Consider the following 15133-nt stretch of genomic DNA (forward strand, 5'->3'; position numbering starts at 1 on the left):
AGGAGGGGTAATCGGATGACGGCTCGCGCAGAGGTGACTCCGCTCGGCATAGCCGCTCTCGCGCTGCTCGCCGAGCGGCCGATGCACCCGTACGAGATGTACCAGCTGTTGATCCAACGGTCCGAGGATCGCATCGTCAAGGTGCGGCCGGGATCGCTCTACCACACGGTTGGGCGGCTCGAACGGGATGGGCTGGTGCGCTCCACCGGGACCGAACGCGAGGGCAACCGGCCCGAGCGCACAACCTACGAGATCACGGAGGCGGGGCAGCTGAGCCTGACCGAGCGCGTTGCCGACATGCTCGCCACCCCCGTCAACGAGTTCCCCGGGTTCCCCCTGGCCATCGCCGAGGCGCACAACCTGCCGAAGGAGACCGTGCTCGAACTGCTCGAGCGACGCCTTGTGCGACTTCGCGCCGAAGCGGAATATCTCTCAGGTGGGGCGGTTGAGGTCAAAAGCAAGACGGTCGAGAAGAAGTACTGGCTCGACATCCGTTATCTGCAGGCCATGAACCGCGCAGAGATCGACTGGATCACGACCCTCGTGGGCGAGATCCGCTCGGGCGATGTCGGATGGTAGCGGCACACTCGTAGTCGTCTTCGTCGACGAGATCGGCGCACCGGCATCCGCTCACCTCATCTTTTTCACACTCTGAGAAGAATCCATTCAGAACGTTTAGGAACCCCGCATGGAAAACACCGCTCGGCCGTGGCCGGCACTCTGGGCGCTTGTCGTCGGCTTCTTCATGATCCTCGTCGACTCGACCATCGTGTCGGTGGCGAACCCCAAGATCATGGAGGGCCTGAAGACCGACATCAACTCGGTCATCTGGGTCACCAGCGCGTACCTGCTGGCATACGCCGTGCCTCTGCTCATCACCGGCCGCCTCGGCGACCGCTTCGGCCCCAAGAACCTGTATCTGATCGGCCTCGTGCTGTTCACCGCGGCATCCGCCTGGTGCGGGTTCTCGGGCGACATCAACATGCTGATCACCGCCCGTGTGTTCCAGGGGCTCGGGGCTTCGCTCATGACACCGCAGACGATGTCGGTCATCACCCGCACCTTCCCGCCCGATCGGCGCGGCGCGGCCATGGGGTTGTGGGGCTCGGTGGCCGGCGTGGCGACGCTCGTCGGCCCGATTCTCGGCGGCGTGCTGGTCGACGGCTTCGGCTGGGAGTGGATCTTCTTCGTCAACGTGCCGGTGGGCATCGTGGCGTTCGTGCTGGCCTGGCGGCTCGTGCCGAAGCTCACGACGCACTCGCACCGCTTCGACATTCTCGGCGTCGTGCTCAGCGCGGTGGGCATGTTCCTGCTTGTGTTCGGCATTCAGGAGGGCGAGAACTACGACTGGGGCACCATCATCGGGCCGATTTCAGTGTGGAGCCTGATCATCGCGGGCATCATTGTGCTCGCGGGGTTCGTGGTGTGGCAGCACTTCAACCGCGCCGAGCCGCTGCTGCCGCTCCGGCTCTTCCGCGACCGCAACTTCTCCCTTGCCAACGCGGGAATCACGACCGTTGGCTTCACGATCACGAGCCTGTCGCTGCCGCTCATCTTCTACTTCCAGATCGTGCTCGGCCTGACTCCGACGCAGTCCGCCCTCATGCTGGTTCCGATGGCGCTGCTCTCCGGCGGCCTGGCGCCGGTAGCGGGCAAACTCGTCGACCGCTTCCCGCCGCGCTACATCGCCGTGGCGGGCATGCTTCTGCTCGCCGCTTCGTTGGTCTGGTACTCCGCGCTGCTGAGTCCGGGCGCCTCGATCTGGATGCTACTCGCCCCCAGCGCGCTGCTCGGCCTCGCGAACGCCGGAATCTGGTCGCCGCTGTCGACCACGGCAACCCACAACCTGCCGCCGCGAGACGCGGGCGCCGGATCGGGTGTCTACAACGCGACCCGACAGGTGGGTGCCGTGCTCGGCAGCGCGTCCATCGCGGCTCTGATTCAGGCGCGGCTCGCGGCCGAGCTGCCCAAGATGCCCGGGGGAGCGAACGTCGGCTCGTTCGCCGGCGGAGGCACGCTGCCGCCCGCCCTGCATCAGGGGTTCACCGATGCCATGGCTCAGACGCTGCTGCTGCCCGCGGCCGTTGCGGTGCTCGGCGCCCTCATCGTGGTGTTCTTCGCGAACCCGAAGCGCGGGCAGGCGTGGGAGTCGACGGCGAGCACGCCGATCACCCGGCGCACGGCGGGCGAGGGCGCGCACGAGGCGGCACGACCGGCGCAATGAGGCAGGCTCAGTCGCGGGTGAGGCGGTCCAGCAGCTCGCGGTAGCGGGCTGCTGTGCCGTCGACCACCTCGGCGGGCAGCGCCGGCGGCGCGCCCGAGCCGTCCCAGTTCGCGGCCAGCCAGTCGCGCACCGGCTGCTTGTCGAAACTGGCCATGCGCTCGGCCGCCGTCGCACCATTTGCCCAGGCCGACGCATCCCAATACCGGCTCGAATCGCTCGTGAGCACCTCGTCGCCGAGCCGCGTCTCGCCCGTCACCCGGTCGGCGCCGAACTCGAACTTCGTGTCGGCCAGAATGAGCCCACGCGAGAACGCCAGAGCGGACGCCCTCCGGTAGATCTCGAGCGAACGGACGCGCAGCTGCGTGGCCACCGCCTCGCCCACGAGCTCGACCGTGCGCTCGAACGAGATGTTCTCGTCGTGTTGCCCCAGCGGCGCCTTCCACGCGGGAGTGAAGATGGGCTCGGGCAGCCGGTCGCCGTTGGCGAGTCCGGCGGGCAGCGGCACGCCGCACACGCTCTGCGACGCCTGGTACTCGGCCCATCCGCTGCCCGTGAGGTAGCCGCGCACCACACACTCGACCGGGTACATGTCGAGAGGCTGCACGAGCATCGCGCGGCCGGCCACCGCATCCGGAATCCGCTCAACCGCCGTGTCGCCCGTGAGAACGTGGTCGGGCACCAGGTGGTTCGCGATGCCGTCGAGCCGGTCGAACCACCACAGCGACAGCGTCGTGAGCAGCTCGCCCTTGCCCGGAATCGGCGGCTCGAGCACGTGGTCGAACGCGCTCACGCGGTCGCTGGCGACGATGAGCACGACGGGCGCATCGTCGAGCCCCGACGCGCTCTCGGGCACGTACAGGTCGCGCACCTTGCCCGAATACGCGTGCGTGAAACCAGGTAGTTCAGGGGTCGAGGTCACGCCCACAATGATAGGGCGACGGATGCCGCGGGCCGGCCGGCGTTCGTCGGCGCCGCACCCGACACCGTAGGTTTGTACGGGCGAACAACGAATGAGAGATGGCGATGGCGGGCGAACTCAACTGGGCTGGCAATTACACGTACCGGGCGGCGACGATCGAGCGCCCCGACACGCGTGAACGCCTGCAGGAGGTCGTCTCCGGCGCCACGCACGCCCGCGCCCTCGGCACCCGGCACAGCTTCAACGCGCTCGCCGACAGCAGCGACGATGGCACCCTCATCGCCCTGAACGCAATGCCGCCGCGCATCGAGATCGACGAGGCGGCCCGCACGGTCACGGTGGGCGGGGGCCAGCGCTACGGTGACGTCGCGATCGCCCTCGCGGCCCGCGGCTGGGCCCTGCACAACCTCGCCTCGCTTCCGCACATCTCGGTCGCGGGGGCCGTCGCCACCGGCACCCACGGCTCCGGTGACGGCAACGGCAACCTGGCAACGGCCGTCACAGCGCTCGAGCTCGTGCGCGCCGACGGCGAACTCGTCATGCTGCGTCGCGGCGACGACGACTTCGCCGGCGCCGTCGTCTCCCTCGGCGCGCTCGGCGTCGTCACGGCCGTGACCCTCGAGATCCAGCCCGCCTTCGAGATCGCCCAGACCGTCTACCTCGACCTGCCGTGGCAGAGCGCGCTCGAGCACTTCGACGAGGTCACCTCCCTCGGCTACAGCGTCAGCCTGTTCACCGACTGGGGTGCGGATGCCGTCAGCCAGGTGTGGGTCAAGTCGCGCACGGGCGTCGCGGGGAGCGCGGCGCCCGCATCCGCTCTCTTCGAAGCGAAGGCCGCGAGCGAGAGCGTGCATATGCTACCCACCATGTCACCCGTGAACTGCACCGCGCAGCTCGGCGTTGCGGGCCCGTGGCACGAGAGGCTGCCGCACTTCAGGCTGGAGTTCACGCCGAGCAACGGCGAGGAGATCCAGTCGGAGTACCTGGTGCCTCGCGAGCGCGCCGTCGAGGCGATCGAGGCGCTGCGGGGCGTCGCGGAGCAGGTGCGGCCGGTGCTGCAGGTGACGGAGATCCGCACGATGGCGGGCGACGACCTGTGGCTGAGCGAGGCGTACGGGCGCGACACCGTTGGGCTGCACTTCACCTGGGTGCGCGACCAGGCGGCGGTCGAGGCGGCGCTCGTGCACGTGGAGGCGGCGCTCGAGCCGTTCGGCGCGCGGCCGCACTGGGGCAAGGTGTTCCTCGACCGTGACGGGCGGGTGGCCGGACGGTACCCGCGCATCGGCGAATTCAGGGCGCTGGCCGAGCGGTACGACCCGCGCGGCGTGTTCCGCAACGCCTTCCTCGAGCGCCACGTCGTCGGCGGCTGAGCGGGTTGAGGAGCTGGCACGGCGACGGCCACGGGGGTTGAGGAGCCCGCGTAGCGGGCGTCTCGAAACCCGATAGGCGCAGGGTTTCGAGACGCGCCTGCGGCGCTCCTCAACCCGCTGCAGCACGGGCTCGTCAACCCGCTGCAGCACGGGCTCGTCAACCCGCTGCAGTACGGGCTCGTCGACTCGCGTTAGACGCGGGCGGCGATGTCGGTTCGGTACTGGCCGCCCTCCAGGCCGATGCGACCCATCGCCTCGTACGCCCGTGAGCGCGCCTCGCCGAACGAGTCGCCCAGCGCCACGACGCTCAGCACCCGGCCGCCGGTAGCGATAAGCGCACCGGATGCCGCATCCGCCCCCGTCGCGGCGTGCAGCACGTGCGCTCCCTCCACCGCCGCGGCGGCGTCGAGCCCGGTGAGTGGGCGGCCGGTGACGGGGGCCTCGGGGTAGCCCTCGCTGGCGAGCACGAGCGTCACCGCGGCATCCGCTCGGAATTCGGGGCGCGGCACCCCGGCAAGCGCCCCCGTCGCCGCCGCGAACAGCAGAGCAGACAGCGGCGTCGCGAGCCTGGGCAGCACGACCTGCGTCTCCGGGTCGCCGAAGCGCGCGTTGAACTCGATGACGCGAATGCCCTTCGGCGTCACGATGAGGCCGCAGTAGAGCAGGCCGATGAACGGCGTCTGCTCCTCGGCGAGCTGGCGCACGGTCGGCTCTGCCACCGTCGCGGTGATCTCGTCGACGGCGTCCTCGGCCAGCCACGGCAGCGGCGAGTACGCCCCCATGCCTCCCGTGTTCGGGCCGGTGTCGCCGTCGCCGAGCCGCTTGTAGTCCTGCGCCGGGGTGAGCGGCAGCACCGTGTGGCCGTCGCTGAGGAAGAACAGCGAGACCTCCTTGCCTTCAAGGAACTCCTCGACGAGCACGCCGCCCTGCGTCAGCCAGCGAGACGCGTGGGCGACGGCGGCCTCGCGGTCGTGCGTCACCAGCACGCCCTTGCCCGCGGCCAGCCCGTCGGCCTTGACCACGTACGGCGCGCCGAACGCGTCGAGCGCCTGCTCCGCCTCAAGCAGCGAGGTGGCCTGCACGGCGCGACCGGTTGGCACGCCTGCGGCATCCATGATTCGTTTCGCGAACGCCTTGGACCCCTCGAGCTGCGCCGCCTGCTGCCCCGGCCCGAAAGTGGGAATGCCGCGCGTGCGCACCGCGTCGGCCACCCCCGCGACGAGCGGCGCCTCTGGCCCGATGACCACGAGTTCGATGTCGTGATCGAGGGCGTAGCCGGCCACCACCTCGGGGTCGTTCGCGTCGAGCGCGACGGTCGGCACGTCAGCCGCGATGCCCGCGTTGCCCGGCGCGGCCGTGATCTCGTGACCGGCCCGCTCACTGAGCAGGGACGTGATGATGGCGTGTTCGCGGGCACCGGAACCGAGGACCAGAATCTTCACGCCCACAAGCCTAGAGGGCGCGCCGTGGCGGGCGCGCTGGCAGAATCGAGGCATGGCACGAGCACGAATAGCGGATGCCGCGGGCGAGCACGCCGTGCACTCTGCCGTCGCCGCCACCGAACCGCCGCCCCGCGACACCCTCGCGATGGCGGTGCGCTACCTGCTGCAGCTGCTCGCCGAGCAGGCGCAGGGCAACACCGTCGAGGTGCGGGTGCCGCCGTTCGGGGCCACCCAGTGCATTGCCGGTCCCCGGCACACGAGGGGAACGCCGCCGAACGTGATCGAGACGGATGCCGCCACCTGGCTCGCCCTCGCCACGGGAGGCCTCACGTGGGCCGAGGCGGTGGCGAGCGGTGCCGTGCACGCCTCCGGCCAGCGCGCCGACCTGAGCGCGCACCTGCCGGTGCTGCGCATCCATTCGTAGGTTCGTAGGTCGGATAGCGCGAAGCGTGTGTCCGGCTGGGCTCCCGCTGCCCGTGTTTCTGCACCCACATGTCTTTCTGCACCCACATGTCTTTCTGCACCCACATGTCTTTCTGCACCCACATGTCTTTCTGCACCCACATGTCGTTCTCCACCCACATGTCGTTCATCAGGAGTAATGGGCCGACACGCCGTGCGACGCACGTCAGCGAACGGCGCGCCGCTAGATTCCTCCTGAAATACTGCAGGCGCGACCCGGATTCCCCCAGTGCAGTGGCGCCGTGAGCGCCCAGGGCGCCGCCGCCGGTACCCAGGATGGCGGCGCGGGCGGCCAGGGTGGCGGCGTGGGCGGCCAGGGCGGCGGCGTGGGCGTCCAGCTTGGCACCGTGAGCGCCCAGCTTGATGCGAGACAATGGTGCCATGCAGAACGAGACGACCTCGCGCGCCGAGGTGACCGTGCGGCGCTCGCCCCGGTACGGGCGCTTCATGATCGTCGGCGTCGTGATCTTCGCCATCGTGGCCTTCGTGCTCGCCTATGGGCTGCCGAGGCAGGGCAACTACAACCCGTCGCAGGTGTTCGGCTACCTGCTGCTGGTCGGCATCGTGCTCGGCGTGACTCTCGGCGGTCTCGTCGCGCTCGCCCTCGACCGATCCGCCGCCCGGTCGGCGCGCACGGTCGCCGCGGATAGACTTGACGCGCGCAGCACCCACGATGAGACGGCGCCCGACGCGGCATCCGATTCTCTCGCTCACACGAGCGATGCGGGCGTCATAGAGAAGCCCGACACGAATACAGGCAGTTCCGAGAGTTAAAGGGGAACCGGTTTGGCCGGTGGCGACGGTCTTCTCAGTCACGAGCTTCTGCCAGGGGAGAAGGGCCCGCAGGATGCCTGCGGCGTCTTCGGCGTGTGGGCTCCCGGTGAAGAGGTGGCCAAGCTCAGCTACTTCGGGCTGTACGCGCTGCAGCACCGCGGGCAGGAATCGGCGGGTATCGCAACGAGCGACGGCTCGAAGATCCTCATCTACAAAGACATGGGGCTCGTCTCCCAGGTATTCAACGAGAGTGCGCTGAACACGCTGACCGGCCACATCGCGGTCGGTCACACGCGCTACTCCACCACCGGGGCGTCGAGCTGGCAGAATGCGCAGCCCACCCTCGGCCGCACCTCGGCCGGTACGGTGGCACTCGGCCACAACGGCAACCTGACGAACACCCTCGAACTGCTGAACCTCGTGCGAGAGCGCTACCCCGAGATCGACGGCGAGCTGGGTCGCGGCAACACGACAGACACGGCGGTTGTCACGGCGCTGTTCCGCGGCGACCTCGACCACACGCTCGAGGCGACCGCACTCGAGGTGCTGCCGCGGCTGCGCGGCGCGTACTGCCTCGTGTTCATGGACGAGACCACGCTGTACGCGGCACGTGACCCGCAGGGAGTGCGCCCGCTCGTGCTCGGCCGGCTGGAGCGCGGCTGGGTTGTCGCAAGCGAGACGGCGGCACTCGACATCGTGGGCGCATCCTTCGTTCGCGAGGTCGAGCCGGGTGAGCTCATCACCATTGACGAGAACGGGCTGCGCTCGACCCGCTTCGCCGAGACCAAGCGAGCCGGCTGCGTGTTCGAGTACGTGTATCTGGCGCGGCCCGACACGACCATCAACGGTCGCGGCGTGCACGAGGCGCGCGTCGAGATGGGGCGCCGCCTGGCCCGCGAACACGCGGTCGAGGCCGATCTCGTGATCCCCACCCCTGAATCCGGAACGCCCGCCGCCATCGGCTACGCGCAGGAGAGCGGCATCCCCTTCGGCCAGGGGCTCGTGAAGAACTCGTACGTCGGCCGCACCTTCATTCAGCCCTCGCAGACCATCCGCCAGCGCGGCATCAAGCTCAAGCTCAACCCCCTGCGCGAGGTCATCAAGGGCAAGCGGCTCATCGTGGTCGACGACTCCATCGTGCGCGGCAACACACAGCGCGCCCTCGTCGCGATGCTGCGCGAGGCCGGCGCCGCCGAGGTGCACGTGCGCATCTCGAGCCCGCCCATCACCTGGCCGTGCTTCTACGGCATCGACTTTGCCTCCCGCGCCGAGCTCATCGCGACCGGGCTCGGCGTCGATGAGGTGCGCCAGTCCATCGGCGCAGACTCGCTCGGCTACCTCTCGGAAGACGGCATGATTGCCGCCACCGAGCAGCCGCGCTCCGAACTGTGCACGGCGTGCTTCACCGGCAAGTACCCGATCCCGCTGCCAGACGCCCACCTCATCGGCAAGAACCTTCTCGAGAACCCTTCAGCGGATGCGCGTGGCGTCGCCCGCGCCGATGGCTGCGAACCCGGGCCAGACGCCGAGCTCGAGCCGCTGCTGCTCGGCGACCCCGCCCGCCAGGAGTAGCGGGCGTTCGCCGCCCGCTACGCTTGAGCCGTGAGCGAATCCACCTCCTCCTACCGCGAAGCAGGCGTCGACACGGCGGCGGGTGACCTCGCCGTCGAGCTCATGAAGGCCGCCGTGTCGCGCACGCACGGCCCCGAGGTTCTCGGCGGCGTCGGCGGTTTCGCCGGCCTCTTCGACGCGCGTGCGCTGAAGGAGTTCGACGCCCCGCTTCTCGCCACGTCGACGGATGGCGTCGGCACCAAGGTGGCCATCGCCCAGGCGCTCGACCGTCACGACACCATCGGGCAGGACCTCGTCGGCATGGTCGTCGACGACATCGTCGTTCTCGGCGCGCGCCCCCTCTTCATGACCGACTACATCGCGTGCGGCAAGGTCGTGCCCGAGCGCATCGCCGCCATCGTCGAGGGCATCGCCCGGGCGTGCGCGGCCACGGGAACGGCGCTCGTCGGGGGCGAGACCGCCGAGCATCCTGGGCTTCTCGGCGTCGACGACTACGACGTCGCCGGCGCCGCCGTCGGCGTGGTCGAGGCCGACGCGGTGCTCGGCGCCGACCGTGTGCGCGACGGCGACGTGGTGCTCGCCCTCGAATCCTCCGGGTTGCACTCCAACGGCTTCTCGCTCGTGCGGCACATTCTCGCGGCGCGTGGCATCGCGTTCACCGACACGATCGCCGAGTTCGGCGGCGTCGTCGGCGATGCGCTGCTCGAGCCGACCCGGCTGTATACGCGGCCGCTGCTTGACCTTCTGGGCGACGCCCGGCTGGGCGCATCCGTTCACGCGCTCAGTCACGTGACGGGCGGCGGCATCGCGGCCAACCTCGCGCGCGTGCTGCCCCGCGGCTCCTGGGTCGAGGTCGACCGCTCCACGTGGTCGCCGTCGCCGGTGTTCCGCACGCTCGGCGAGCTTGCCGGCACGAGCCTCGAGAGCGCCGAGGGCACCTGGAATCTGGGCGTGGGGTTCTTCGCCGTCATCTCAGCGGATGCCGCAGCCGATGTCACCGCCCAGCTGGCCTCATCCGGGGTTCCCGCCTGGCAGGCCGGCACCGTCTCGACGGCAGCGCGCGACCTCGACGGCTTCGAACAGGGCGCCAAGGGAGTGGATGGCGGCGCGGTGCGCCTCGTGGGCTCCTACCGCGACTGACGCGCGCTTTCCCTCGCTCGCTGCTGTCCCCAGCGGCAGCTGCCGGCCGCGTTGCGCATAACTCCGGCACATTGAAACGGGCGTGCACGCGCGGCGCCGCGTCAGGCACGTGACGAATGTCACGGCCAAGTCAGGACACTCGCCCTGAGAACGGGTTCGGCCGCGCCGCGAGACTGGGAGCGTGAATGAGAACCCTGCCATCCAACTGAAGAACCTGAGCAAAAGGTTCGGCTCGCTAACGGCCGTCGACGGTGTCGACCTGACAATCGCCCCCGGAGAGGTCGTCGCCCTGCTCGGCCCCAACGGCGCCGGCAAGTCAACCACCATCGACCTGGCGCTCGGGCTCGCCAACCCCACGACCGGAACCGCAAGCCTCTTCGGCGACGACCCGCGAACAGCCATCGTTGAGGGCCGCGTCGGCGCCATGCTGCAGGGCGGCGCGCTGATGCCCACGATGACGGTGGCCCAGTCGGTCGCCCTCGTCGCGAGCGTGCACCGGCATCCGCTCAGCGTTGCCGAGGCGCTGGAACGCGCTCGCTGCACCGAGATCGCCAAGCAGAAGGTGTCGAAGCTGTCGGGCGGCCAGATGCAGCGGGCGCGCTTCGCCGTGGCCGTCGTCTCGAACCCAGACCTGCTCATTCTCGACGAGCCCACCGCCGCCATGGATGTGGAGGCGCGCCGCCTCTTCTGGCAGTCCATGCAGGAGTTCACCGCCGCCGGCCGCACCGTCGTCTTCGCCACGCACTACCTCGACGAGGCCGACACCTACGCCGACCGCATCGTGATGCTCGCCGCCGGCCGCGTCGTCGCAGACGGCACCCCGGCCGAGGTGAAGGCGGTCGTCTCCGGCCGCCGCATCCGTGTCACATTCGATCGAACGTGGGATGCGGCCCTCGCCGCCGCGCTCGAGAACATGCCCGGAGTGCGCTCCGTCGAGGCCCGCGGCAGCCAGGCCACGATCGTCACCGACGACTCGGATGCCACGCTGCGCAGCCTGCTCGTCGCGTACGACGACGCGCACGACATCGAGGTCACCGCCCACACCATGGACGACGCGTTCCTCGCGCTCACCTCGAAGAGCACGAGCAGCACCACGAGCAGCAGAACCAGCAACGCCACCCCCGCCACCACCCCCGCGAACGGAGTCCGCGCATGAGCATCGCCTATATTCGCCTCGAATCATTCCGGCAGCTGAAGAACGCGCGCCTGCTGATCTTCTCGCTCGCGGTACCGCTCGTCATGCTCTTCGCGTTCGGCGGCTCGTTCGGAGGCTCGGGTCAGATCGACCAGACCACTCACCTTCCCTGGATCGTCGTCACGACGCTGCAGATGGCCGCGTACGGCGCCATGATCGCGGCGCTGTCGCAGTCGTTCAACATCGTCACGGAACGCTCGATCGGCTGGAACCGCCAGCTGCGCATCACGCCGCTCTCGGGCACCGGCTACCTCATTTCCAAGGTGGTGACGGCCATGGCGCTGGCGATCTTCTCGATCCTCGTGGTCGTGGCCGTCTCGGTGCTCTCGTTCCACCCGCACCTCACCGTCGGGGCGTGGGCGGCGGCCATCGTCGGCATCTGGCTTGGGGTGATTCCGTTCGCCCTCATCGGCATTCTCATCGGCCAGTTCGCGAAGCCCGAATACGCGCAGCCGCTCTTCATGGTCTGCTTCATGGGCCTGTCGCTGCTCGGCGGCCTGTGGGTGCCGTTGCAGATCTTCCCGCAGTGGGTCTCGAACGTCGCGCAGGTCGTGCCGTCGTACTGGCTCAACCGGCTTGGGCAGATGGGCGCGCGGCTCGACGGCGACTGGCTGACGCCAGCCATCGTGCTCGTGGCCTGGGCGGTCGCCTTCGGCGCGTTCATCATCTGGCGGTATCGCCGGGATGCCGCGCGCAGCTGAGCGTGGGCCCGGTGCCCATAACCTTGACTACGTGACAGCACCGGCCTCGCGAACACTCGGCAAGCGGATGCGCCGCATCCCGCAGCGCATGCGTAACGAGGGCGCGCGCAAGTGGTACCTCGGCTCCGTCTGGGGGCTCGTCTACCTGGCCATCCCCATCGGAATCGTGTGGGCGAACTCGACGTCAGTCGGCGTCGCGGTGCTTACAACGGCCCTGCTCGCGGCCATCGGCGTCGTCTACTTCTTCCTGCCGCCGTTGCTCTGGGGGCAGGGCTGGCGGTTCGCGCTCGTCGCGCTCGCCGCGTTCATGGCGTTCACGTGCCTCGCGTTCCCGCTCATGGGCGATGACGCGGTCTGGCTGTGGGTGTACGTGCCGATCATGGCCAGCATGAGCTGGCAGCCGCGGGGCCTCACGGTCGGCTCCCTCGTGTTCGTGGTCGGTCTGCAGATGCTCGTGGTCTGGGTGCAGGGCGACCTGGCCGAGAACTGGTATTCGGCGGCCGTCACCGCCTCGATCGGCGTCATGATGTACGCGTTCTCGCAGCAGATCCAGGCCATCTACAAGCTCAAAGCCGCGCAGAGCGAGATCGCGCGCCTCGCGGTGGTCGATGAGCGGGCCCGGTTCTCGCGCGACATGCACGATGTGCTTGGGCACTCGCTCACGGTCGTCACGGTCAAGTCGGAGCTCGCGAGGCGGCTGGTCTCGCTTGACCCGGCGCGGGCCGAGGGCGAACTCGAAGACATCGAGCGGATGACGCGGGCCGCTCTCGCCGACCTGAGATCCGCCGTCGCGGGTTACCGCGAGATGAGCCTGCCCACCGAGCTCGCGGCGGCGCAGGCGGCCCTGACGGCAGCGGACATCGTGCCCCACCTGCCCACGCACACGGATGCCGTCTCGGCAGAGCTGCGCGAGCTGTTCGCGTGGGTGCTGCGGGAGAGCGTCACGAACGTCATCCGGCACTCGGGTGCGAAGAACTGCTGGATCGCTCTCGAGCCGCGGGCCATCGTGATCGGCGACGACGGGCGAGGGGGCGAGCGCTTCGCCGGCGGTGTTGCCTGCGAGGAGGCGGCCGGCGAGGCGGGCGACGATGAGCGTGCCGGCCGTGGCGCGCCGGGCGATGGCGTCGTCGGCAGCGGTCTTCGCGGTCTCGCGGTGCGCGCGAAGAAGGCCGGCGCCATATTGACCGTGACACCGAGTGAAGACGGCGGCGTGCTCGTCACCGCGAGAGGGGCATAGACGTGGGGGAGACGATCCGGCTGTTGCTCGCCGACGACCAGGCGCTCGTGCGCGGGGCGCTCGCCGCACTGCTCGATCTCGAGAGCGATCTCGAGGTCGTGGCGCAGGTGGGGCGCGGCGACGAGGTGCTGGCCGCGGTCGAGGCGACGCATGCCGACGTGGCGCTGCTCGACGTGGAGATGCCGGGGCTGGACGGGCTCAGCGTGGCGCGTGAGTTGAGCCTGCGGCATCCGTCGTGCAGGTCTCTGATTGTGACCACCTTCGGGCGCCCGGGCTACCTGCGCCGTGCCATGGAGGCGGGGGCGAGCGGGTTCGTCGTGAAGGACACGCCGGCCGGCCAGCTCGCCGACGCCGTGCGGCGGGTCGCGTCGGGGCTGCGCGTGGTCGACCCGGCGCTTGCCGCGGAGTCGCTCGCGTCGGGCACGTCACCGCTCACGCAGCGCGAGACCGAGGTGTTGAGGGTGGCGCAGGAGGGCGGTACCGTCACGCAGATCGCGGCGCAGGAGGGCGGTACCGTCACGCAGATCGCGGCGCGGCTGCACCTCTCGGAGGGAACGGTGCGCAACCACCTGTCGAGCGCGATCGGCAAGACCGGAGCACGCAACAGATCGGATGCCGCGGCGATCGCCGCGCAGCAGGGCTGGCTGTAGCTACGCCCGCTTGTCGTGGGGCGTGTACTCGTCGCCGGCCTCGGCTTCGTACTCCGCCCACTGTGCATACTGGTCGTCGCTGTGGGCGTGCCCCGTCAGTTCGCGCTCAAGAGCGTCGTAGTTGACGTCAGGGCTGTAAGACTTCAGCTCACGCGCGATCTTGGTGTGCTTTGCTTTCTGACGGCCGCGCCCCATGCGTGACCCCCTCACGATGCCAGGCCGGGCTGGCGATGAGCGGCCCGGCATTCCGAACAGGAACTAAAGAAGACTAACCGCTAGTTTAGCATGTGGGGCCCGGGCGGCCCCTGTGCGTCCATGCAGCCGAGCAGGATGGAATCAGGTGTGGCTTCGAACGCGATGAGCACCCAGGTGGTCGTCGTCGGCGCCGGTCAGGCTGGCCTCGCGGTCGCCTATTATCTGAGGCGGTTCGAGCTCACGCCCGGCGCCGATTTCATCGTTTACGACCGCGGCCCGAGCACGGGCGGGGCGTGGCAGTTTCGCTGGAACGCACTGAAGCTCGGCAGTGCCCACAGGGTCCACGATCTGCCCGGCATGGCCGAGCTCGGCATCAGCTTCGAGACCGCCGACCACGCCCGCCCGGCGAAGGAGGTCGTGGCCGAGTACTACCGGCGCTATGAGCAGCACTACGGTCTCGAGGTGCACCGGCCCGTCGAGGTGGCCTCGGTGTTCAATCGCGGGGCCGACCTCGTCGTGGCGCACAGCGAAGGCGAGACGGCCACGCGCATCCTCGTCAATGCCACCGGAACCTGGGGGTCGCCGTTCATCCCCTATTACCCCGGGATGCGCGAGTTCCGCGGCCGCCATGTGCACACGAGCGGCTACGTCTCGGCAGAGGAATTCGCGGGGCAGCGCGTCGTGGTGGTCGGTGGTGGCACGTCGGCCATCGGGTTCCTGCTCGAGCTGGAGCAGAGCGCTGCCGAGATCGTGTGGGCAACGCGGCGGCCGGTCGACTTCCGTGACGAGCCCGAGCTGACGCTGGAGGGCGGCGTCGCGGCGGTGGCAATGCAGGACGCGGCGGCGAGGGCGGGCCTCGCCCTGCCCAGCATCGTGAGCGGCACGGGTGTTCCCCGCACCCGCCGCAACGTGGCTGGCATCGAGCGCGGCATCCTCGTCGAGCGCCCCATGTTCACGAGCATCGAAGCGGATGGCGTCCGCTTCGATGACGGCACGTTCTTCGCCGCCGACGCGATCATCTGGGCCACCGGCTTCCGGCCAGAGCTCCGGCACCTCGCGCCGCTGAAGCTGCGCGAGAAGGAGGGCGGGCTCACGGTGCAGTCGGGCGCGGCCTGGCACGACCCGCGCATCTTCCTCGCGGGCTACGGGCCGCAGGCGAGCACGATCGGGGCGAACCGGGCCGGGCGCATGATCGCTCGCCAGATCATGGCGCAGCTCTGACGGCCTGCGGGTGGTCGGCGCAGTCAGGCGC

Annotated in this window: 15 protein-coding genes; 12 read left to right on the top strand and 3 right to left on the bottom strand. The window is 69.6% G+C overall.

All coding sequences use genetic code 11. From position 1 onward, the window contains the following. Positions 1-15: 15 nt before the first annotated feature. Positions 16-579 carry a PadR family transcriptional regulator gene (locus tag OSC27_RS11820; RefSeq protein ID WP_267181644.1) on the top strand — a complete coding sequence of 188 codons (564 nt, stop codon included), beginning with the start codon at positions 16-18 and terminating at the stop codon, positions 577-579. A gap of 109 nt (positions 580-688) precedes the next feature. Next, positions 689-2224, top strand: a complete 1536-nt coding sequence (locus tag OSC27_RS11825; protein ID WP_267181645.1) for a DHA2 family efflux MFS transporter permease subunit — start codon at positions 689-691, stop codon at positions 2222-2224. A 7-nt stretch (positions 2225-2231) separates the two neighbouring features. On the opposite strand, the gene OSC27_RS11830 is transcribed toward OSC27_RS11825, so the two are convergent. After that, positions 2232-3143: a phosphoribosylaminoimidazolesuccinocarboxamide synthase gene (locus OSC27_RS11830; RefSeq protein ID WP_267181646.1), complete on the bottom strand. Its 912-nt coding sequence runs from the start codon at positions 3141-3143 to the stop codon at positions 2232-2234. A gap of 104 nt (positions 3144-3247) precedes the next feature. Between OSC27_RS11830 and OSC27_RS11835 the strand changes: the two genes are divergently transcribed. After that, complete coding sequence (locus tag OSC27_RS11835) at positions 3248-4513, top strand: D-arabinono-1,4-lactone oxidase (RefSeq protein WP_267181647.1); 1266 nt, start codon at positions 3248-3250, stop codon at positions 4511-4513. 191 nt (positions 4514-4704) lie between these two features. Here OSC27_RS11835 and purD read toward each other — a convergent pair whose 3' ends face one another. Next, a complete protein-coding gene (purD, locus tag OSC27_RS11840; RefSeq protein ID WP_267181648.1) occupies positions 4705-5955 on the bottom strand; it encodes a phosphoribosylamine--glycine ligase in 1251 nt (416 codons plus the stop codon). Positions 5956-6007: 52 nt separating this feature from the next. Between purD and OSC27_RS11845 the strand changes: the two genes are divergently transcribed. From OSC27_RS11845 to OSC27_RS11880, 8 genes are all read left to right on the top strand, one after another. Further along, a complete protein-coding gene (locus OSC27_RS11845) occupies positions 6008-6379 on the top strand; it encodes a sterol carrier family protein (protein WP_267181649.1) in 372 nt (123 codons plus the stop codon). Positions 6380-6798: 419 nt separating this feature from the next. Further along, the gene (locus OSC27_RS11850; RefSeq protein WP_267181650.1) at positions 6799-7191 is read left to right on the top strand and encodes a hypothetical protein; all 393 of its coding nucleotides are present in this window, start codon (positions 6799-6801) and stop codon (positions 7189-7191) included. Positions 7192-7203: 12 nt separating this feature from the next. Continuing rightward, positions 7204-8763: an amidophosphoribosyltransferase gene (gene purF / locus OSC27_RS11855; RefSeq protein WP_267181651.1), complete on the top strand. Its 1560-nt coding sequence runs from the start codon at positions 7204-7206 to the stop codon at positions 8761-8763. 30 nt (positions 8764-8793) lie between these two features. Beyond that, on the top strand, positions 8794-9903 hold the full coding sequence (gene purM, locus OSC27_RS11860; RefSeq protein WP_267181652.1) for a phosphoribosylformylglycinamidine cyclo-ligase: 1110 nt from the start codon (positions 8794-8796) through the stop codon (positions 9901-9903). 181 nt (positions 9904-10084) lie between these two features. Then, the gene (locus tag OSC27_RS11865; RefSeq protein ID WP_267181653.1) at positions 10085-11059 is read left to right on the top strand and encodes an ABC transporter ATP-binding protein; all 975 of its coding nucleotides are present in this window, start codon (positions 10085-10087) and stop codon (positions 11057-11059) included. Further along, a complete protein-coding gene (locus OSC27_RS11870; protein WP_267181654.1) occupies positions 11056-11799 on the top strand; it encodes an ABC transporter permease in 744 nt (247 codons plus the stop codon). The genes OSC27_RS11865 and OSC27_RS11870 overlap by 4 nt, the downstream gene beginning before the upstream one ends. Positions 11800-11830: 31 nt before the next feature. Beyond that, positions 11831-13036: a sensor histidine kinase gene (locus OSC27_RS11875; RefSeq protein WP_267181655.1), complete on the top strand. Its 1206-nt coding sequence runs from the start codon at positions 11831-11833 to the stop codon at positions 13034-13036. Between the two features lie 2 nt (positions 13037-13038). Continuing rightward, positions 13039-13686, top strand: a complete 648-nt coding sequence (locus OSC27_RS11880; RefSeq protein WP_267181656.1) for a response regulator transcription factor — start codon at positions 13039-13041, stop codon at positions 13684-13686. On the opposite strand, the gene OSC27_RS11885 is transcribed toward OSC27_RS11880, so the two are convergent. Then, positions 13687-13881 (bottom strand): DUF3073 domain-containing protein, encoded by a 195-nt coding sequence (locus tag OSC27_RS11885; protein WP_267181657.1) that lies wholly within the window; start codon positions 13879-13881, stop codon positions 13687-13689. Between the two features lie 147 nt (positions 13882-14028). On the opposite strand from OSC27_RS11885, the gene OSC27_RS11890 reads away from it, so the two are divergent. Continuing rightward, the gene (locus OSC27_RS11890) at positions 14029-15102 is read left to right on the top strand and encodes an NAD(P)-binding domain-containing protein (protein ID WP_267181658.1); all 1074 of its coding nucleotides are present in this window, start codon (positions 14029-14031) and stop codon (positions 15100-15102) included. Positions 15103-15133: the final 31 nt, after the last annotated feature.

This window comes from Microbacterium sp. STN6 (genome assembly GCF_026410545.1).
GTDB lineage: Bacteria > Actinomycetota > Actinomycetes > Actinomycetales > Microbacteriaceae > Root112D2.